At 53.6% G+C, this 21,508-nt stretch carries 16 protein-coding genes; 8 read left to right on the top strand and 8 right to left on the bottom strand.

Annotated features, from left to right (window positions below; genetic code table 11):
* Positions 1–3: 3 nt before the first annotated feature.
* A complete protein-coding gene (macB, locus tag HMPREF3119_RS16300; protein WP_049246904.1) occupies positions 4–1,950 on the top strand; it encodes a macrolide ABC transporter ATP-binding protein/permease MacB in 1,947 nt (648 codons plus the stop codon).
* Positions 1,951–2,036: 86 nt separating this feature from the next.
* Here the strand turns inward: macB and cspD are convergent, their stop codons facing one another.
* Positions 2,037–2,267, bottom strand: coding sequence for a cold shock domain-containing protein CspD (gene cspD, locus HMPREF3119_RS16295; protein WP_004235798.1), 231 nt, complete (start codon positions 2,265–2,267; stop codon positions 2,037–2,039).
* A gap of 258 nt (positions 2,268–2,525) precedes the next feature.
* Here cspD and clpS point away from each other — a divergent pair, with 258 nt between their 5' ends.
* A complete protein-coding gene (gene clpS, locus HMPREF3119_RS16290) occupies positions 2,526–2,846 on the top strand; it encodes an ATP-dependent Clp protease adapter ClpS (protein WP_015422570.1) in 321 nt (106 codons plus the stop codon).
* Positions 2,847–2,879: 33 nt separating this feature from the next.
* The gene (clpA, locus tag HMPREF3119_RS16285) at positions 2,880–5,165 is read left to right on the top strand and encodes an ATP-dependent Clp protease ATP-binding subunit ClpA (RefSeq protein WP_004235801.1); all 2,286 of its coding nucleotides are present in this window, start codon (positions 2,880–2,882) and stop codon (positions 5,163–5,165) included.
* A gap of 76 nt (positions 5,166–5,241) precedes the next feature.
* Here the strand turns inward: clpA and infA are convergent, their stop codons facing one another.
* From infA to trxB, 5 genes are all read right to left on the bottom strand, one after another.
* Positions 5,242–5,460 (bottom strand): translation initiation factor IF-1, encoded by a 219-nt coding sequence (gene infA, locus HMPREF3119_RS16280; RefSeq protein WP_002211347.1) that lies wholly within the window; start codon positions 5,458–5,460, stop codon positions 5,242–5,244.
* A 150-nt stretch (positions 5,461–5,610) separates the two neighbouring features.
* Complete coding sequence (gene aat, locus HMPREF3119_RS16275; protein ID WP_049246903.1) at positions 5,611–6,330, bottom strand: leucyl/phenylalanyl-tRNA--protein transferase; 720 nt, start codon at positions 6,328–6,330, stop codon at positions 5,611–5,613.
* Positions 6,308–8,074: a heme ABC transporter ATP-binding protein/permease CydC gene (cydC, locus tag HMPREF3119_RS16270; protein ID WP_046024242.1), complete on the bottom strand. Its 1,767-nt coding sequence runs from the start codon at positions 8,072–8,074 to the stop codon at positions 6,308–6,310. Before cydC ends, aat begins: the two co-directional genes overlap by 23 nt.
* A 2-nt stretch (positions 8,075–8,076) precedes the next feature.
* On the bottom strand, positions 8,077–9,846 hold the full coding sequence (cydD, locus tag HMPREF3119_RS16265; protein WP_046024243.1) for a heme ABC transporter permease/ATP-binding protein CydD: 1,770 nt from the start codon (positions 9,844–9,846) through the stop codon (positions 8,077–8,079).
* Between the two features lie 104 nt (positions 9,847–9,950).
* Positions 9,951–10,910 carry a thioredoxin-disulfide reductase gene (gene trxB, locus HMPREF3119_RS16260; protein ID WP_004235805.1) on the bottom strand — a complete coding sequence of 320 codons (960 nt, stop codon included), beginning with the start codon at positions 10,908–10,910 and terminating at the stop codon, positions 9,951–9,953.
* A 560-nt stretch (positions 10,911–11,470) separates the two neighbouring features.
* Here trxB and lrp point away from each other — a divergent pair.
* The 5 genes from lrp to serS all read left to right on the top strand — a co-directional run bounded on the left by lrp (position 11,471) and on the right by serS (position 19,159).
* Positions 11,471–11,965, top strand: coding sequence for a leucine-responsive transcriptional regulator Lrp (gene lrp / locus HMPREF3119_RS16255; RefSeq protein ID WP_004235807.1), 495 nt, complete (start codon positions 11,471–11,473; stop codon positions 11,963–11,965).
* 138 nt (positions 11,966–12,103) lie between these two features.
* On the top strand, positions 12,104–15,625 hold the full coding sequence (locus HMPREF3119_RS16250) for a DNA translocase FtsK 4TM domain-containing protein (protein ID WP_070580317.1): 3,522 nt from the start codon (positions 12,104–12,106) through the stop codon (positions 15,623–15,625).
* Positions 15,626–15,687: 62 nt separating this feature from the next.
* On the top strand, positions 15,688–16,299 hold the full coding sequence (gene lolA / locus HMPREF3119_RS16245; RefSeq protein WP_015422573.1) for an outer membrane lipoprotein periplasmic chaperone LolA: 612 nt from the start codon (positions 15,688–15,690) through the stop codon (positions 16,297–16,299).
* A 7-nt stretch (positions 16,300–16,306) separates the two neighbouring features.
* Positions 16,307–17,650 (top strand): replication-associated recombination protein A, encoded by a 1,344-nt coding sequence (locus HMPREF3119_RS16240; RefSeq protein ID WP_070580315.1) that lies wholly within the window; start codon positions 16,307–16,309, stop codon positions 17,648–17,650.
* A gap of 216 nt (positions 17,651–17,866) precedes the next feature.
* Positions 17,867–19,159: a serine--tRNA ligase gene (gene serS / locus HMPREF3119_RS16235; RefSeq protein WP_004235811.1), complete on the top strand. Its 1,293-nt coding sequence runs from the start codon at positions 17,867–17,869 to the stop codon at positions 19,157–19,159.
* A 76-nt stretch (positions 19,160–19,235) separates the two neighbouring features.
* Here the strand turns inward: serS and HMPREF3119_RS16230 are convergent, their stop codons facing one another.
* Positions 19,236–20,402: a CyaA/EF/ExoY family adenylyl cyclase toxin gene (locus HMPREF3119_RS16230; RefSeq protein WP_246829296.1), complete on the bottom strand. Its 1,167-nt coding sequence runs from the start codon at positions 20,400–20,402 to the stop codon at positions 19,236–19,238.
* Positions 20,403–20,704: 302 nt separating this feature from the next.
* Positions 20,705–21,445, bottom strand: a complete 741-nt coding sequence (pflA, locus tag HMPREF3119_RS16225) for a pyruvate formate lyase 1-activating protein (protein WP_004235814.1) — start codon at positions 21,443–21,445, stop codon at positions 20,705–20,707.
* Positions 21,446–21,508 lie beyond the last annotated feature (63 nt).

Here is a 21,508-nt window from a genome sequence, read left to right as displayed (position 1 = left end):
TTCATGAGCGCATTATTAGAACTGCGGAATATTTACCGCCGTTATCCTTCCGGAGACAGCAGTGTCACGGTGCTGGATGATGTCTCGCTGACTATCAGTGCCGGTGAAATGGTGGCGATTATCGGCCAGTCCGGCTCCGGTAAATCCACGCTGATGAATATCCTCGGCTGCCTGGACACGCCGAGTGACGGGCACTATTTTGTTGCCGGGAAAAACACGGCAGAGCTGAGCGGTGATGAACTGGCGGCGCTGCGCCGTGAACATTTCGGCTTTATTTTCCAGCGTTACCATCTGTTATCCCACCTCAGTGCTGAGCAGAATGTGGAAATGCCGGCTATCTATGCCGGACTGAGTGCCCGTGAGCGCCGTGAACGGGCCGCAGCGCTGTTGCAGCGCCTGGGGCTGGGGGAGCGGCTGATTTACCGGCCGGGACAGCTCTCCGGCGGGCAGCAGCAGCGTGTCAGTATCGCCCGTGCCCTGATGAACGGCGGGGAAGTGATCCTCGCGGATGAGCCGACCGGTGCACTCGACAGTCAGTCGGGCAAAGAGGTGATGGCTATTCTGCGCCAGCTCTGTGACGCCGGACATACGGTGATTATCGTCACCCATGATCCGTCCATTGCCGCACAGGCGGCGCGGATCATTGAAATCAAAGACGGACATATCCTCAGCGACAGCGGATCAGTCATTAACCCGCAGGCGAAAGCGCTGGCTGCGAAACCAGCGCTGAAAAGCAGCGCGTTCAGCCGTTTCCTCGGCCGCTTTAATGAAGCGCTGCTGATGGCGTGGCGCGCCATGGTGGTCAACAAGATGCGGACTCTGCTCACCATGCTGGGCATTATTATCGGGATTGCCTCCGTGGTGACCATTCTGGTGATCGGGGATGCTGCCAAAGCACTGGTGTTGTCGGATATCAAATCCATCGGTACCAACACCATTTTTGTCTATCCCGGCAAAGATTTCGGCAGTGACCCGGGGCAGGATCAGCAATCTCTGAAGCCCGGCGATGTGGATGTGATCCGCCAGCAGCCGTATGTTTATGCGGCGTCAGCGGAAATAGAGAACAGTGCGCGTCTGCGCCGGGGCAATCTTGATTCTGCAGCCCGTATCACCGGCATCGGGCCGGACTTTTTCACTGTGTATGACATGCGTTTCGGCGAAGGGCGGGCGTTCTCTCCGGAGATGTACGAGCGCCGCTCCCAGGTTGTCATCATCGATATGAATACCAAACGCAAACTCTTTCCGCATCAGAATAATGTGATCGGGGAAATGCTGCTGGTGGGCAACATGCCTGCAACGGTGGTCGGTGTGATTGCGGATCGCAAATCCATGTTCGGTAACTCAAAAACCTTACAGGTCTGGATGCCGTACACCACCCTGACCGGGCGGCTGATGCAGCGCAACTATCTGGATATGATCTCTGTGCGCATCCGCGACGGTTACAACACCAAAAATGCGGAAGAGCAGCTGGTACGGCTGATGACGCTGCGCCACGGCAAAAAAGATACCTTCACCTACAACCTCGACAGCATTGTGAAAACCGTGGATAAAACCACGACCACCATGCAGCTCTTCCTGACGCTGGTGGCGGTAATTTCGCTGGTGGTGGGGGGAATTGGTGTGATGAACATCATGCTGGTCAGTGTGACGGAGCGCACCCGCGAAATCGGCATCCGTATGGCGGTTGGTGCGCGGGCAGGGGATGTGATGCAGCAGTTTCTGATTGAGGCGGTGCTGGTGTGTCTGATGGGCGGGGCTATCGGCCTCGGGCTTTCTTATTCCATTGCCTTTGCCGCCAAAATGGCACTGCCGGACTGGGAGTTTGTTTTCCGCCCTGCGGCGATTGTCAGCGCGGTGCTCTGTTCGACCGCTATCGGGATCATCTTCGGCTTTCTGCCGGCCAGAAATGCAGCTAAACTTGATCCTATTGATGCACTGGCGCGGGAGTAACCGCGCACAGTCTGAAAATACGAATACGTCGCGGAATGACGATTGACATTGCCGCGACGATCCGCATAATTTTGTTAAATACCGTGTTACGGCGCTGTGGTGTCGTCATCTTCAGTAACCGGAATAATCACACTGACGTGATGCCCTTTTGGTCCCTGAATGGTGTCATAATTCACTTTCTGACCCGCCTTCAGCGTGCGGTAGCCGTCCATCTGAATCGTCGAATAGTGTACAAAAATATCGTCACCACCATCCGACGGGCAGATAAACCCGAAACCCTTGGCGTTGTTGAACCACTTAACAGTACCTGTTTCCATACTGTTACAACCCTCATCTGTCAAACGATTGAAAAATGCTGCACAATGCACCATATGATCCATAATACTCAGTAATGAAGTATCAGCTGTACGCGGATATACTGGTTACGTTGTACATTATTTATACTCTATTGAATTAGAGGGTAACGTCAAGCCTTTGTTTACAGCAACACTGTATTGGCCTGTAAAGTTTGATACAGATAACGCTAAGTATTGATACGCCTGATGTGGCGTACGTTTTCTATAACCGGAATAGCAATGAGTCACTATCAATCTGAATCACAAACGGATGTCACGCTCAGGGAAAAAGCGCTGCAGAAGATACAGCCACCGTCAATGTACAAGGTGGTTTTAAACAACGACGACTATACCCCTATGGACTTTGTGGTTGAAGTTTTACAAAAGTTCTTTTCTTATAATGTTGATCGTGCGACGCAGATTATGCTCGACATCCATTATCAGGGAAAAGGGATCTGCGGGGTATTTACCGCTGAAATCGCTGAAATGAAAACAACACTGGTCAATACGTACGCGAAAGACAACGATCATCCGTTGCTGTGTACACTCGAGAAGGTATAAGAATACACTTTGTTTCTCTGAATGGAGGTGCCTATGCTCAATCAAGAATTAGAGCTCAGTCTGAATATCGCCTTTGCCAAAGCAAGGGACAACCGGCATGAATTTATGACCGTAGAGCACCTGCTGCTGGCGTTATTAGGTAACAAATCAGCCCGTGAGGCGCTTGAAGCCTGCCGCGTTAACCTGGCCATCCTGCGCCAGGAACTTGAGCATTTTATTGAACAGACCACACCGCTGCTGCCGGAAGGGGATGATCGTGAAACCCAGCCGACACTCAGTTTCCAGCGCGTGTTGCAGCGCGCCGTTTTCCATGTTCAGTCATCGGGCCGTAATGAAGTCAACGGCGCGAATGTGCTGGTGGCCATTTTCAGTGAGCAGGAGTCCCAGGGGGCTTATCTGCTGCGCAAGCATGATGTCAGCCGTCTGGATATTGTGAATTTCATCTCTCACGGCACCACCAAAGGTGAGGATGAAAATGAGAGCGGCCCGTCCTTTGATGAGCCGTCACAGTCTGCTGCCGAAGAGAGTACCGGCGGTGAGGACAGTCTGGATAATTTCACCACCAATCTTAATGACCTGGCCCGTAAAGGCCAGATTGACCCGCTGATCGGCCGTCAGGCGGAGCTGGAGCGCACCATTCAGGTGCTGTGCCGCCGCCGTAAAAATAACCCGCTGTTTGTCGGGGAATCCGGGGTCGGTAAAACCGCGATTGCGGAAGGGCTCGCCTGGCGTATCGAGCAGGATGATGTACCGGAAGTGATCAAAGGCTATACCATTTTTTCTCTGGATATCGGCTCACTCCTGGCCGGTACCAAGTACCGCGGTGATTTCGAGAAGCGCTTTAAGGCACTGCTGAAAGTGCTGGAGAAAAACGAAAAAAGCATTCTGTTTATTGATGAGATCCACACCATCATTGGTGCCGGTGCGGCATCCGGTGGTCAGGTGGATGCGGCAAACCTGATTAAACCGTTATTATCCAACGGGAAGATCCGGGTGATTGGTTCCACAACCTATCAGGAATTCAGCAATATCTTTGACAAAGATAAAGCGCTGACCCGCCGTTTCCAGAAAATTGATATCAATGAACCGACTGCCGATGAAACCGTGCGTATCATTAACGGCCTGAAAGCCCGATATGAGGCACACCACGATGTGCGTTACACCGCGAAAGCTATTCAGGCGGCTGTGGATCTGTCGGTGAAATACATCACTGACCGCCATCTGCCGGATAAAGCGATTGATGTCATTGATGAAGCCGGGGCAAGAACCCGTCTGATGCCGCTGAGCCGCCGTAAGAAAACCATTGGCGTCGGTGAAATTGAGGCAATTGTGGCACGGATCGCGCGTATCCCGGAAAAAACCGTTTCCAGCAGTGACAAAGATCTGCTGCGTAACCTCGACAGCCGCCTGAAAATGCTGGTCTTCGGCCAGGATCCGGCGATTGATGCTCTGACGGAATCCATCAAAATGAGCCGTGCGGGTCTGGGGAACGAGCAGAAACCGATTGGTGCCTTCCTGCTGGCAGGGCCGACCGGGGTCGGGAAAACCGAAGTCACTGTGCAGTTATCCAAAGCAATGGGTATCAAGCTGCTGCGCTTTGATATGTCCGAGTACATGGAGCGTCACACCGTCAGTCGTCTGATTGGTGCACCTCCGGGCTATGTCGGGTTTGATCAGGGCGGATTGCTGACGGATGCGGTTATCAAACACCCGCATGCGGTGGTGCTGCTTGATGAGATCGAAAAAGCGCACCCGGATGTCTTTAACCTGTTATTACAGGTGATGGATAACGGGACACTGACCGATAACAACGGGCGCAAAGCGGATTTCCGTAACGTGATCCTGGTGATGACCACCAACGCCGGTGTGCGTGAAACCCAGCGTAAATCCATCGGGTTTACCGAGCAGGACAACAGCACTGACGCGATGGCGGAAATCAAACGGGTGTTCACACCGGAGTTCCGTAACCGTCTGGACGGCATTGTCTGGTTTAATGCGCTGTCGCAGCCGATTATCGCTCAGGTGGTCGACAAGTTCATTGTTGAACTCCAGGCGCAGCTGGATGCGAAAGGTGTTTCCATTGAAGTGTCTGCCCGTGCCCGTACATGGCTGGCAGAAAAAGGGTATGACCCGGCGATGGGCGCACGTCCGATGGCCCGTGTGATTCAGGATAAACTGAAAAAACCGCTGGCGAACGAATTACTGTTCGGTGAGCTGGTGAACGGCGGTTCGGTGATTATCGATCTTGATAAGAAGAAAGATGAACTGACTTACCGCTTCAGTGCCCTGAAAGAGAAATCCGGCGACCCGGTAGCCTGACAGAAACGATCACCACAGGACACGCACTCCGGTGCGTTGCCTGTGGTGTCTTTTTATGAGGCGTGGCCTGCAGGGATCAGCGGCTACGGAAGACGATACGGCCTTTGCTCAGGTCATATGGGGTCAGTTCTACTGTAACCTTGTCGCCTGTCAGGATGCGGATATAGTTTTTACGCATTTTACCGGAGATATGTGCAGTCACAACGTGTCCGTTTTCCAGTTCCACACGGAACATCGTGTTCGGCAGTGTATCTAACACAGTGCCTTGCATTTCAATATTGTCTTCTTTGGCCATCTAATCCTCTAATGTTAATAACCAGTATTTTCAAACCGCAAGATAATGCCGAAAAACCGGGATTATGTAAAGGAATGATATTTTTTAAGCACCGCGTCTGAAACATAAAACGGGCTGAAACATACCATTTCCTGTTGGTTTACAGCGATTTTATAAAAAAGGCGGTAGTTGTGACGGCACCGGACGTGCTAATGTCTGCGGCTGCCAGCATGACTGCGGTAAATGATTATCACGCAGCTGATAAAGCTGACGGATAAACGCCTGTCGCGGGATCTCCCGCGCACCGAATGATTCGGTGTAATGATTCAGTATCTGACAGTCAAACATCCTGCCGCCGTGGCCGGTAAAGTGGGCAAAAAAGGTCATAAAAGCGATTTTTGACCCGTTACTGACACGGCTGAACATTGACTCCCCGCAGAACAGTAACCCGGTGTTCAGGCCATACAGCCCGCCGATCAGCGCGTCATCATCCCACACTTCGACGGAATGAGCACGTCCTGCCTGATGCAGCCGGATATAGGCGGCAACAATATCGTCCCCTATCCAGGTACCCTCATCCCGCTCTGTGCAGGCCCGGATGACCTGCTCAAAGGCATGATTCAGTGTCACCCGGTACGGGTGTTTTTTCAGAATCTTGTGCAGCGAACGGCTGACATGCAGCTCCGCCGGATACAATACCGCACGCGGATCCGGCGACCACCACAGAATGGGTTCACCGGGGGAATACCACGGGAAAATCCCTTCCCGGTAGGCGAGCAGCAACCGGGAAGGAGAGAGATCCCCGCCGGTGGCCAGCAGCCCGTCCGGGTCGGTCAGCGCGTGTTCAACAGGCGGAAAGAGAAGTTCCTCATCCAGCTGATAAAACGGCATCTGATCCCCCGGTCATTACCGGAATACGGTTCACAAACTGATAATAACGGCCTCTGCGTGCCAGCAGCGCGTCGTGAGAGCCTTGTTCGGCTATCTGCCCGCCGTCCATCACGCACAGCGTGTCCATGTGTTCCAGGCCCTGTAAACGGTGGGTGATGATAAGCATGGTCCGGTCACGGCCGATATCCCGCAGCAGGGCGAGAATATGCTGCTCAGTATCTGCATCCAGGCCTTCTGTCGGCTCATCGAGCAGCAGGAACGGCGCATTATGCAGCAGGGCGCGGGCGATACCGAGACGGCGCTGTTCGCCGCCGGAAAGCAGACGGCCGCCTTCGCCGATCCAGGCATTCAGGCCCTGGTCGTTATCCAGCAGATTTTCCAGCCCGACCTGTGCCAGCACCGCATTCAGCTGTGCATCGGTTGCTTCGTTATTTCCGATCCGCAGATTACCGCGCAGTGTGTTATTGAACACATGAATACGTTGCGGAACCACTGCCATCAGTGACCGGAGGGTATTTTCATCATAAGCGGCAATCGGCTGGTCATTCAGGCGGATTTCACCTTCACTGACATCCCATGCACGGGTCAGCAGCTGCAGTAAGGTGGATTTCCCGCAGCCGGTTTTCCCCAGCAGGGCAAGGTGTTCACCGGCACGCAGTGTCAGGGAGATATCTTTCAGCACCGGCAGCGGCTGTCCCGGATAGGTAAACCCGACACCACTGAGGCTGACGCTGACCTGTGCGGAGGCTGCAGGACCACTGGCCGGGAAAGTCACTTCCGGTTTGGTGTCGACTATCTGCGATACACGCTCTGCGGAGGTCATCACCTGGCCGAGATGCTGGAAAGCCACTGCCACCGGGCCTAATGCCTCAAATGCTGCCAGGGCACAGAACACAAACAGAGCGATAATGGCGCCGCTTTCGCGGTACGGCCAACTGACTCCGGATGCCATCCACAGCATCAGCGCAACAGCAAACCCGGTCGCCAGAATGATAATCGCCTGAGAAAGCCCGGTCAGCCCGGCCTGGCGCTGCTGCTGTACCAGCCAGCGTTGTTCAGTCTCCGCCAGTTGCTCGCGGAAGCGGGACTGCGCACCGAAAATAGTCAGTTCTGCCTGTCCCTGTAATGCGCTGGTCAGCAGGGTGCGGTACTGTGCACGGAGTGTGGTCAGCTGCACGCCGATTGGCTTACCGGCGTAATAGAACACCACCGGCAGGGCAAACAGCAGGAAGGTCATAAACCCGCCCAGTGCATAAGCGATAGTCAGATCGAGAAAACCCAGCCCGAATGTCAGGACCGCAATCACCACCAGCGCGGCAACAATCGGCGAAATCACCCGCAGATAGAGGTGATCCAGCGTTTCCACATCCCCGACCAGCCGGTTGAGCAGTTCTCCCTGACGGAATCGGGCAATACCGCCCGGTGTCAGCGGCAGGATTTTTTCAAAGGCAAATACCCGCAGATGTTTCAGCACACGGAAGGTCGCGCTGTGGCTGACCAGCCGTTCCGCATAGCGTCCGGCAGTGCGGGAGATAGCGGCGCCGCGCACTCCGGCGGCAGGCAGCATATAGTTAAAAAAGGCAATCCCCGGCACACCGGCAATAGCGGTACCGGCGAGGAACCAGCCGGACAGCGTCAGCAGCCCGATACTGGCGAGCAGCGTGGCAATCGCCAGCAGGATCCCGAGCGTCAGTAAAAACCAGTGGCGGCGGTAGAGGGCTAAAAACGGCAGTAAAACACGCATGATTACAGATCCCCCGTCCGGTGTGACAGCAGCTGTGCAAATGCACCCTGTTGCTGTTGCAGGGCGGCATAGCTGCCCTGTTCAATAATCAGACCTTTATCCATCACCCAGACTTCATCATAGTCACGGGTTTCTTCCAGCAGGTGTGTCACCAGCAGGGTGGTTTGCTGATGTGCCGCCTCATTCAGGGCATGCATCACGCGCTCCTCACTGTGGGCATCCAGGCTGGCGGAAGGCTCATCCAGCAGCAGCAGATGGCACGGATTGAGCAGGGCACGTGCCACTGCAATCCGCTGTGCCTGGCCGACAGAGAGCCGCGCGGCATTATCCCCGACCACGGTATTGACCCCGTCAGGCAGCGAATCAATAAAATCGGTCACATAGGCTTTTTCCATCACCGCCGTGATTTCCTCAGCAGAGGCATCCGGGCGGCTCAGGCGGATATTGTCCAGAATGGTCTGTTCCGGCAGGTGCGGGTTTTGTCCTACCCAGCTCAGTTGTGTCCGCCAGCTTTCCGGGCGGATATCACGCAACTCCTGCTGATTGATCCGGATACTGCCTTCATACGGCAGAAAACCCAGCAGCAGATTGAGCAGCGAGCTTTTCCCGGCACCGCTCTGGCCGACAAGCGCGATACGCTGCCCGGCATTCAGGGTGAAATTCAGCGGCCCGGCCAGTTTTTCCCCTGACGGGGCAAAAATCACCAGATCGGTTGCGGTGACGGCAATCTGTTCTGCCGGTGTCAGCGGTTCTGTGCCCGGTAATTCGTCATCATTGTTTTCGGCGGATAACAGGGTAAACAGGGATTCCGCCGCGCCCACCGCCTGTGCTTTGGCGTGGTAATAGGTACCGAGGTCACGCAGCGGCTGGAAAAACTCCGGCGCGAGGATCAGAGCAATAAACCCGGCAAACAGCGTGACACCCATGCCGTAGCTGCCGAAATTCAGTTCACCGAGATAGGAAAAACCAAAATAAACCGCGACGACAGCAATCGAGATCGCCGCGAAAAACTCCAGCACAGCGGAGGAGAGGAATGCCATGCGCAGCACTTCCATGGTGCGCGAGCGGAAATCCTCGGTGGCGTCATCAATCTGTTTCACTTCCTCACGACCACGGTGGAAGAAGCGGATGGTTTCCAGCCCGCGCAGGCGGTCGAGGAAATCGCCGCTCAGGCGGCTCAGGGCCAGAAAGTTACGGCGGTTGGCATCGGCGGCACCCAGGCCCACCAGCGCCATAAAAACGGGGATCAGCGGCGCTGTCACCAGCAGAATCAGGGCTGCCGCCCAGTTGATCGGGAACAGCGTGATCAGAATCATCATTGGTATGGTGGCGGACAGGGTCATCTGCGGCAGATAGCGGGAATAGTAATCCTGCATATCATCAATCTGCTCGAGAATAATTGTCGCCCAGCTGCCCGCCGGTTTGCCTTTTACCCGTACCGGCCCGAGCTGTTCCAGTTTATCCAGTACTGTCCGGCGGATATCACGTCTCACCACCTGTCCGCAGATAAACCCGACCCGTTCGCGGATCGCGGCAACAACGGCGCGGGCAATAAACAGTATGACCAGTACAGTGAACGGAGTGAGGAGCTGTTCGCGGGGCACGTGCTCCATAATGAGGGACTGAAGGAGGACAGCGAGGCACCAGGCCTGGCCGATAATCAGTAAACCGCTGAGCACACCCAGCAACATCGAGAGGCGTAACCATCGCCGGGCCGGTGCCGCCTGAAGTTTTAACCAGCGGACGAGTTCTGACTGTCTTGATTTATCCATTTTTTCTGTATGCAGGTGATAAGTAAAAATACGGCTGAAATCAGCAGGATAATGTCATGGTACACGAAAAGGCGCTACAGATATAGCGCCCTGAAAATGCTGGATTATTTGCTGTCTGCGAGGCTGTCGAGATAGCGCTCGGCATCCAGTGCGGCCATGCATCCGGTTCCCGCAGAGGTGATCGCCTGACGGTAGATATGATCCATCACATCACCGGCGGCAAACACACCCGGAACGGATGTCTGTGTTGCATTACCGTGCGTGCCGGACTGAACACGGATATAGCCGTTTTCCAGATCCAGATGTCCCTCAAAAATACCGGTATTCGGGCTGTGGCCGATGGCGATAAAGCAGCCCATCACCGGCAGCTCTTCGGTTGCGTCACTTTTGGTGTCACGCAGACGGACAGCGGTCACACCCATCTGGTCGCCGAGTACTTCATCCAGGGTGCGGTCAGTGTGCAGAACGATATTGCCGTTCTGAACCTTATCCATCAGACGGCTGATAAGGATTTTTTCAGCACGGAAGCTGTCACGGCGGTGGATCAGATGCACTTCTGACGCGATATTGGAGAGATACAGCGCCTCTTCCACGGCAGTGTTACCGCCGCCGACCACTGCGACTTTCTGGTTACGGTAGAAAAAGCCGTCGCAGGTGGCACAGGCGGACACACCACGGCCTTTGAAGGCCTCTTCTGACGGCAGGCCGATATAACGGGCGGATGCGCCGGTGGCGATAATCAGCGCGTCACAGGTATAGGTATTTTCCCCGGTCAGGGTAAACGGGCGTTTGCTGAAATCCACGTCAGTGATGTAGTCATTGATGATTTCAGTCTCAAATTTTTCGGCGTGAGCCTGCATACGCTCCATCAGGACCGGCCCGGTCAGACCTTCCGGGTCACCCGGCCAGTTTTCCACTTCGGTGGTGGTGGTTAACTGACCACCGACTTCCACCCCGGTAATCAGTACCGGATTTAAATTCGCCCGTGCCGCATAAACCGCAGCGGTATATCCGGCAGGGCCGGAACCCAGAATAATTAATTTACTGTGTCGGGTTGCGTTCATGAACACCTCATTAACAGAATGGCAAAAAAGCGTGTACAGGATTGTAGGAGAAACGAAGGGGTAAAAAAAGGAATAAAAACGGCAGAGCACAAAATTGAAATCAGCCGGAAATGAGTAGATTTTCAGGCGATTGTACGAGAAAGTGATTATTCAGAAGATTCCTAAGTTGTTTGAATATCACACCAAAAGCACGTCCTGTTTGTCAGCGAAACGTTTTTCTGTCATTTTCTTCAACAGGTTGTTCTGATTTTTGTTCATTTGCTTTGACAATCGGCTGCGCATTTGCGAAAACATCAGTGTAAGAGATTTTTATCCGTCGGGTTAATACATCCTGTTACACCGGTGATGTGTTTGTCCTGATGACGAAGCATGGTAATTTCAGCTTACGACTATAGCGATAATAATCTGAATGTTCCGGTAAACTGGCGCCGGTTGCGTATTCTAATAATCAGAAATGCAAAGAATTGGCCTGAAAACATGTTTTCCGATGCTGATTTTGTTCCGTCAGGTAAAGGAAGTGTTATGGGTGTAGGAAAATAGTAAATAAGAGAGATAACGAGATGATTGATAACAAAAAGCGTCCGGGTAAAGATCTTGACAGAATCGACAGGAATATTCTTAACGAATTGCAGAAAGATGGCCGTATCTCTAACGTCGAACTCTCCAAACGTGTGGGTCTGTCTCCGACTCCGTGTCTGGAACGTGTGCGCCGTTTAGAGCGTCAGGGCTTTATCACCGGGTATACCGCGCTGCTGAATCCGCACTATCTGGATGCCTCCCTGCTGGTATTCGTGGAAATTACCCTTAACCGCGGGGCACCGGATGTGTTTGAACAGTTCAACACCGCCGTGCAGAAGCTGGAAGAGATTCAGGAATGTCACCTGGTTTCCGGTGATTTTGACTACCTGTTGAAAACTCGTGTGCCGGACATGTCGGCTTACCGCAAACTGCTGGGTGAAACTCTTCTGCGTCTGCCGGGCGTGAACGACACCCGTACTTACGTGGTGATGGAAGAGGTCAAACAAAGTAACCGTCTGGTCATCAAGACCCGTTAATTTGTTTCCTGCGTCATGTGCAAAACGGGATAAATCAGTTACACTCCTGTTTATGCATACAGTTTCAACGCTGAGCTACCCTCAGCGTTGTTCCGTTTTACTGACAGGAAAAAACCGGACGTTGCGTCAGGAAATGACATGAGCCAGGAATATACAGAAGACAAACACATCAAATTCAGAAAAATCAGCAGCGGCCGCCGGTTGCTGGAAGCCGTCCTTATTGTGATCGGGTTGTGCGCCGTCTTTCTGCTGGTTGCTCTCTTATCGTTTAATCCGTCAGACCCGAGCTGGTCCCAGACCACCTGGCATGAGCCGGTGAAGAATCTGGCCGGCAGTATCGGGGCCTGGTTTGCGGATATTCTCTTTTCCGCCTTTGGCATACTGGCTTACACCGTACCCCCGCTGATGATTCTGGGGTGCTGGTCGGCCTTCCGCAGTAATGAAAATAAAGATTACGTGGACTTTTTCTCACTCTCGATGCGTATCATCGGGGGGCTGACACTCATTCTCTCATCCTGTGCCCTGGCATCCCTGAATGTGGATGATATGCAGAACTTCGCGGCAGGCGGGGTGATCGGCAGTTTATTCAGCTCTGCGCTGATGCCGTGGTTTAATGCCCTCGGCGCGACACTCGCGCTGCTCAGTCTCTGGGCTATCGGTCTGATGCTGCTGACCGGCTGGTCGTGGATCACCATCGCCGAAAAAACCGGCGCGGCCGTGCTTTCGCCGATTACCTTTATCACCAATCACTCCCGTGACCGTTATGACGATCAGTATTACGACGATCGTGAATATGACGACGATGAGGAATACTACGACGATGAGGAAACGGATGAGCAGGCAGAGCACAACAGCATACCGCAGACAGCGGCGGCTGCCGCAGCTCTGACCGCCGTTGCGCCTGACAGCGAGGCACAGACTCAGACCGTACAGTATCGTGAATACGATGATGCGGACGATGTGCTGTTTTCCGCACCAAATGCGGCGGAACTGGCCCATCAGGCACATTATGAGGACCCGGCGGATAACAGCGACCCGCTGCTGACCCCGGTACAGAATCTCTCAGCATATCCGGAAACCGCCGCTGAACCTGAGGTGCCTGTTGTGCATGCACAGGAACCGGCTGCACAGGAACACACCGCACCGGCTGCGGATGAACCTGAACACTACCGTTTTGATGTCCCGGATGCTTACCGGACAACCGTTGACCTGAATGCCCCGATCAATGTGCCGGATATTCAGCCTGAACCGGCAGCACCGCAATGGGAAAACCCGTTTGCGGGAAGCGGCCGTACAGAACCGGTCTTTACGTTCGACCTGCCTGATGTGCCGGATACCGGTGATAACGGCAGCGCACATCTGAGCTCTGCGGCGGCGGCAACCGCAGCGGCGGCTTTCGGTACGGTGCAGGTCAAACAGGGTCTCGGCCCGGAACTGCCGCGTCCGAATCCGGTGCGCCTCCCGACCCGGCGCGAGCTTTACGGCATCCGCATTCCGTCTCAGCGTGACGCGGAACTTGAACGTCTGCGCCGTGAGCAGGATGAATTTGCACAACTGCATCAGCCGGAACATCAGGCCGCACAGACTGAGCCGGATGAAGATGACGTATTACAGGCGCGTCTGCGTGATGAGTTTATGACGCAGCAGCGTAACCGCTACGGTGATGATGAGACGGACATGTCTCCGGCAGCAGAGCCGGTGCAGGCAGTAACTGAACCGGAAATTACCACCGGTACATCCTCCGCCTTTATCTCGGCTGCATCTGCCTATCAGGCACCGGTCAGCCATCACTCCTTTGCATCCGCACCGCCGGTAGCGGATGTTCACCCGGCGGCAGAAGAAGACGATGAAGATGAGCAGGAAGCTCAGCGTCTTCAGGCGCAGTTTATGCAGATGCAGCAACAGCGCTACAGCGGGCAGGCTGACGCTATTTTATCTGATCTGGCCGAACTGAAAGCCTTCTCTCCGGTGGAGGATCTGGTGGATCCGGAACCGGCAGTGCCGCTGTTTATCCCGACACCGGTCACCGCCCCTGCGGCAGAACCGGCTCCGGTTTATGCCGCACCACAGCAGAATGCGGCACCGGTAACGTCACAGGAAGCACAGTTACAAAAACAGATGGAAGAGAGCCTGTTCCATCCGTTCCTGGTCCGCAATGACCAGCCGCTGCCGAAATCAACCACCCCGATGCCGTCTCTGGATCTGCTGGCTTCACCGCCGGGTACCATTGAGCCGGTGGATGAATTTGCGATGGAGCAGACAGCCCGTCTGATTGAGGCGCGGCTCAATGACTTCCGCATCAAAGCCCGTGTGGTCGGTTATGAACCGGGTCCGGTGATCACCCGCTTTGAGCTGGATCTGGCACCGGGCGTGAAAGCCTCGCGTATTTCCAACCTGTCCCGCGACCTGGCGCGTTCACTCTCGACTGTAGCGGTGCGTGTGGTGGAAGTTATCCCGGGCAAGCCGTATGTGGGGCTGGAACTGCCGAATGAAAAACGTCAGACCGTCTATCTGCGCGAAGTGCTGGACTGCGATGAATTCCGCGATACACCATCACCGCTCTCTGTGGTGCTGGGGAAAGATATCTCCGGTCAGCCGGTGGTGGCGGATCTGGGTAAAATGCCGCACCTGCTGGTCGCCGGTACAACGGGCTCCGGTAAATCGGTCGGCGTAAACGCCATGATTATCAGCATCCTGTATAAAGCGAAACCGGAAGAAGTCCGCTTTATCATGATCGACCCGAAAATGCTGGAACTCTCTGTTTATGAAGGTATTCCGCACCTGCTGACCCAGGTGGTGACCGACATGAAAGACGCCGCCAATGCTCTCGGTTGGTGTGTGGCGGAAATGGAACGGCGCTATAAACTGATGTCTGCTCTCGGGGTGCGTAACCTCGCGGGCTATAACGAAAAAATCCTGATGGCGGAATCCATGGGACGGCCGATTCCGGATCCGTTCTGGAAACCGACAGACAGCATGGAAATGACGCATCCGGTTCTGAAAAAAGAGCCGTATATTGTGGTCATGGTGGACGAATTTGCTGACCTGATGATGACCGCCGGTAAAAAAGTGGAAGAACACATCGCCCGTCTGGCACAGAAAGCCCGTGCAGCGGGGATCCACCTCGTACTGGCGACACAGCGTCCGTCAGTGGATGTTATCACCGGTCTGATTAAAGCTAACATCCCGACCCGTATTGCCTTTACCGTATCCAGTAAGATTGACTCACGAACCATCCTCGACCAGGGCGGCGCGGAATCTCTGCTGGGTAACGGGGACATGCTCTATCTGCCGCAGGGTGCCAATGCGCCGCTGCGTGTTCACGGCGCGTTTGTCCGTGACCAGGAAGTGCATGATGTGGTGAATGACTGGAAAGCCCGTGGTCGTCCGGAATATATCGATAATATCACCCGTGGTGGCGATGACGGAGAAGGCGGCAGTTCTGTCAGCGGGGAAGATCTGGATCCGTTGTTCGATCAGGCGGTACAATTCGTCACAGAAAAACAGCGGGTCTCCATTTCCGGTGTTCAGCGTCAGTTCCGCATCGGTTATAACCGGGCGGCGCGGATCGTGGAAGAAATGGAAGAACAGGGCATTGTCAGTGAACCGGGCCATAACGGTAACCGCGAAGTACTGGCTCCGTCCTCAAATAACTTTTAATGACGCCGCTGCCTGCAAAGGCGGCGTCTGATTTATCCGAACGCATCATCAGGAATGCATACATGAAAAAGGTGTTTATCACAGCCTGCCTTCTGGCAGGTGTCGCAGTCAGTGCAGCACACGCAGATACCCGCAGTGACCTTCAGTCACGTCTGGGAAAAGTGAACAGTTTCCATGCGAATTTCGCACAGACCGTCACTGATGCTGACGGCGCACTGGTTCAGGAAGGAACAGGGGATTTATGGGTGAAACGCCCGAACCTGTTCAACTGGCAGATGAGCGCGCCGGATGAAAGTGTGCTGGTCTCTGACGGCAAAACACTGTGGTTCTATAACCCGTTTGTTGAGCAGGTTACTGCCACCTGGCTGAAAGATGCCACACAAAATACCCCGTTTATGCTGATCACGCGTAACGACCCGGCTGACTGGCAGCAGTACATGGTGAGCCAGCGAGGCGACAGCTTTGAGCTGAAACCGAAAACCAGCGACGGCAATCTGAAATTATTTACTATCACTGTAACTCCGGACGGTATTATTCAGCAGTTTGCCGCCGTTGAGCAGGATGGCCAGAAAAGCAGCTATCAGCTCAAAGGGCAGCAGAGTACTGATGTGAATATGAGCAAATTCACCTTTACACCGCCGAAGGGGGTTACGCTGGACGATCAGCGTCAATGAGGCGTCAGTGACTAACTTTTCTCTCGATTTTTCGCAAAACGATTACCAGCCTCTGGCCGCCAGAATGCGGCCGGGGACACTGGAACAGTATATCGGACAGACTCACCTGCTGGCAGAGGGCAAACCGCTGCCGCGGGCTATCCGCGCCGGACAGCTCCACTCCATGATTCTGTGGGGACCGCCGGGCACCGGGAAAACCACCCTGGCGGAAGTGATCGGCCACTATGCGGATGCGGATATCGAACGCCTGTCCGCTGTGACCTCCGGGGTAAAAGAGATCCGCGAAGCTATCGAGCGGGCGCGTCAGAACCGTAATCTGGGGCGCCGCACCATTCTGTTTGTGGATGAGGTACACCGCTTCAATAAAAGCCAGCAGGATGCATTTCTGCCGCATATTGAGGATGGTACAGTCACCTTTATCGGTGCCACCACCGAAAACCCGTCATTTGAACTCAACTCCGCACTGTTATCCCGCGCCCGTGTTTATCTGCTCAAATCCCTGTCACCGGAAGATATCGAAGCGGTTCTGATTCAGGCGCTGAATGATTCTGAGCGCGGACTGGGCGGACAAAATATCGTCCTGCAGGATGAGACCCGTAAACTGCTGGCCGAACTGGTCGCCGGTGATGCCCGCCGTTCGCTGAATGTGCTGGAAATGATGGCGGATATGGCCGAAACCGGTGCTGACGGCAAACGTGTTCTGACCACAGAACTGCTGAAGGAAGTCAGCGGGGAACGCAGCGCCCGCTTTGATAACAAAGGCGACCGCTACTACGACCTGATTTCCGCGCTGCACAAGTCAGTGCGCGGCTCGGCACCGGATGCCGCACTCTACTGGTATGCCCGGATTATCACCGCAGGCGGGGATCCGCTCTATGTGGCGCGTCGTCTGCTGGCGATTGCATCAGAAGATGTCGGTAATGCGGATCCGCGCGCCATGCAGGTCGCCATTTCAGCATGGGACTGCTTTACCCGTGTGGGACCGGCGGAAGGTGAGCGGGCGATTGCCCAGGCGATTGTTTATCTCGCCTGTGCACCGAAAAGTAACGCCGTTTACACCGCCTTCAAAGCGGCGATGCGTGACGCAAAAGAAGGGCGGGATTATGACGTGCCGGAGCATCTGCGCAACGCGCCGACCAAACTGATGAAAGAAATGGGGCTCGGCAAAGAGTACCGTTACGCCCATGACGAAACGAATGCGTATGCTGCCGGAGAAGTCTATTTTCCGCCTGAAATGCGTGATACCCGTTACTATTTTCCGGCAAACCGGGGCATGGAAGGAAAAATCGGCGAGAAACTCGCCTGGCTTGCTGAGCAGGATCAAAATAGCCCGATAAAACGCTACCGTTAATGCCGCTGTTGCGGTAAGGTGTGAAATGTAAGAATAGGTAAATGGCTTAAAACACTCAGAATGTTCATCCTGCATACAGTGCGGGTTTCCGGGCGGATTAAGACGTTTCACAGTTGCGTTAATAACAGCCGCACTGCCGGAAAGCAGGAAAACACTTTTCGCCGGTTGCATCTCCGTTACTGACACTCACGTTATAACAACAAGCACAGGAATAGCATGCTCGATCCAAATTTACTGCGTAATGAGCTGGACGCGGTTGCCGAAAAACTGGCTCGCAGGGGTTTTACCCTGGATGTGGACACGCTGCGCACTCTCGAAGAGCGCCGCAAGGTTTTACAAGTTGAAACTGAAACTCTGCAGGCTGAACGCAACTCCCGATCGAAGTCCATTGGTGAAGCGAAAGCCCGCGGTGAAGACATTGAAGCAGTGCGCCGTGAAGTGAACCTGTTAGGGGATAAACTGGATGCTGCCAAATCTGCGCTGGATGAAGTGCAGGCCGAGTTACGCACCATTGCTCTGAATATTCCTAACCTTCCGGCAGACGAAGTGCCGTTTGGTAAAGATGACAGCGATAACCCTGAAGTCAGCCGCTGGGGCACACCTAAGCAGTATGATTTCGAAGTGCGCGATCACGTTTCACTGGGCGAAATGACTGATGGCCTGGATTTCCCGGCTGCCGTCAAACTGACCGGTGCGCGTTTTGTCGTGATGAAAGGCCAGATTGCCCGCCTGCATCGCGCTATCGCACAGTTCATGCTGGATCTGCACACAGAACAGCACGGCTATCAGGAAATCTATGTACCGTATCTGGTTAACCACGATACGCTGTACGGTACCGGTCAGTTACCGAAATTTGCCGGTGACCTGTTCCATACCAAACCACTGGAAGAAGAAGCGGAAACCAGCAGCTATGCGCTGATCCCGACAGCCGAAGTGCCTGTCACCAACTTGGTCCGTGACGAAATTCTGGATGAAGCTGATCTGCCGCTGCGTATGACCGCTCATACACCGTGCTTCCGTTCCGAAGCGGGTTCGTATGGCCGTGATACCCGTGGTCTGATTCGTATGCACCAGTTTGACAAGGTTGAGCTGGTTCAGATTGTGCATCCGGAAAAATCCATGGAAGCTCTGGAAGAACTGACCGGCCACGCTGAGAAAGTATTACAGCTGCTGAACCTGCCATACCGTAAAGTGCTGCTGTGCACCGGCGATATGGGCTTCGGTTCCCGTAAAACCTATGACCTCGAAGTCTGGGTTCCGGCGCAGAACACCTACCGTGAAATCTCATCCTGCTCTAACTGCTGGGATTTCCAGGCGCGCCGTATGCAGGCTCGCTTCCGTGGTAAAGATGATAAAAAACCACAGCTGGTTCATACCCTGAACGGCTCCGGTCTGGCTGTCGGCCGTACCCTTGTCGCTATCATGGAAAACTATCAGCAGGCTGATGGTCGTATCGAAATTCCGGAAGTATTACGTCCGTATATGAAAGGTCTGACACATATCGGCTGATTGCCGGTCAGTTGTCACTGATCTGATAAAAACCCCGCCGGTGAAAATCAGCGGGATTTTTTATATCCCTGAACCATTACAGGGTATTAAACAGTTTTCTGGTAGCTTCAAAGCTTTCCCGGCGCAGTGACGGGATCTCATCACTCCACAGCGGGTTATGGGGTACCATAAAGCCATGACATTCCAGCGTATGGACCACTGTCCGCAAACCCTCAATATCGTTTGCCAGCAGCATTTGCGGTAATCCGTCCAGCGGCTCCGGCAGGAAAAAGGTGGCAGGGAAATTGGCCCCCATCTCAGAAAAAGGGTTAGTGGCATCCATACTGTGATGCACGACTTCTCTGCCTTCCCCGCGAAACAGAACCGCATTAATCTGTAGGATCAGCGCGGTGATTCTCGGGGTGTTATTACCAAAATGAGGATCTTCCCTCTCCAGTAATTCACGGCGGATAATCTCTTTTGTCGACCCGCGGCGCAGCAGATAAGGCCGTTTCTCCGCAAATGCGTCTGCGCTGACATCCGGGTTATGCGGAATATCCTGACTGCCGAAATCTTCCGTACGGGGAGCCACAATCATCAGGTCATAGTCAGCGGTCAGTGGTTTATTCAGCTGCGGGGAACAGAGAACACGTACCGGTGTATCATCTTTCTGCACATAGATAGCATATAAATCATTTTCAGCCGGTTTCGCGGTGAATAAATGCAGATGACCATGAGGCGACTTGCTTTCGAGTGTGATAAATCCGTTTTTATCCGGCTGATGGCGGGTAAGTAATCCCATATCAACCAGTTCGTTTATACGCGAACCGGTTATTTGCAGATTATCTGCGATAGCATGCCCATCCCGCAGGCATTCTGCGACTTTCCTGTTCATCAGTTCAGTCTTATGTTTCTGTCCGCACAGTTTACTGTAAAACTGATCAACCGGAATAAAGCCGGCCATCGGCCCCCAGTTGGCACTTTTCCCTTTGATATTAAAATTTTTGGTCGGGTAACCGGCACTGATAAGGCCGGTTGCGGTCGCCTCAACCGGACGGAAGCTGATCACCAGTTGCTGCTTTTCAGCTAATGCCTGAAGCGGGGCAAGATGCTCTGCAGCGATACCTGTCTGTGAAATGACGGTTTGCCGGTCTGTTATCAGCCCCGGGAATGCGGCTGTGGCATCGGAAGAAAGCGGGGGCGATGATATTTCCGGGGGACTGACAGAATCGGGTAAAGAAGGTGAGCCGGAGATCTTGTACATGTGTTGATTATCCATTGTTGCCAAAAGGTCAGGATAAAAAACTGGCAGGAAAAAAGTGTCAGAAAACAACCGGAAACAGTATAAATAAGATTACAGGCTGACTATATTTTCTGTTTAGGTTGCAGATTTAGTTATTTCCGGCTCTGCCGGGAGATGTATTTTATTGGTTTTTAAATCTTAAATTTTATTCTTCTTCGGTTTCAGACGCCGCCCGGTAAGTAAAACAAAAGATAAACGAACAGGGGTGATACAAATAAAAACAGCACACCGGGGTGTGCTGTCAGAAATAGCAGTGAGATAACTTAATACATCACTTTATGACCATAGCTTTCCAGGATGGATTTCACTTTTTCCATGGTCTCTTTTGACGGCGGCTTAACACCATCAAGTTTGTATTCTTCATTCATTGCCGTCCATTTATGCTTACCTAACTCGTGGTAAGGCAGCAGTTCAATCTTCTCGATATTCTTCATATCTTTGGTGAAATCACCGAGAAGGTGGGCGGAATGCTCATCATCAGACCAGCCCGGCACGACGACATAGCGTACCCAGGTTTTCTGATTGCGTTCAGCGAGATAACGGGCGAACTGTAATGTGCGGTGATTGGATACGCCGACTAAATTCTGGTGGATGCTGTCATCGAGTTGTTTTAAATCCAGCATAACCAAATCGGTTACTTCCATCAGCTCGTCAATGACCGGGTCATAACGGCGGACAAAACCATTGGTATCCAGGCAGGTGTGAATACCTTCTTTCTTACACTCACGGAACCAGTCACGCACGAACTCAGCCTGCAGTATCGCTTCACCACCGGATGCTGTCACACCGCCGCCGGATGCATTCATAAAGTGGCGGTATGTGACCGCTTCTTTCATTAACTCGTCCACAGTGACTTCCTGACCGTCATGCAGATCCCATGTATCGCGGTTATGACAATACAGGCAACGCATCAGACAGCCCTGGAAAAAGACGATAAAACGAATGCCCGGGCCATCAACGGTCCCGCAGGATTCAAATGAGTGAATACGACCTAATACTGACATGACAGGATTACTCCAAAACTGACCAGTTATAATAAAGGCCCCGAAACAGAGGGGCCTTTTAGT

The organism is Morganella sp. HMSC11D09, assembly GCF_001807955.1.
Taxonomy (GTDB): Bacteria; Pseudomonadota; Gammaproteobacteria; order Enterobacterales; family Enterobacteriaceae; genus Morganella; species Morganella morganii.
The sequence above is the reverse complement of the archived record's forward strand: the minus strand, read 5'-3'. Positions and strand labels throughout refer to the sequence as shown.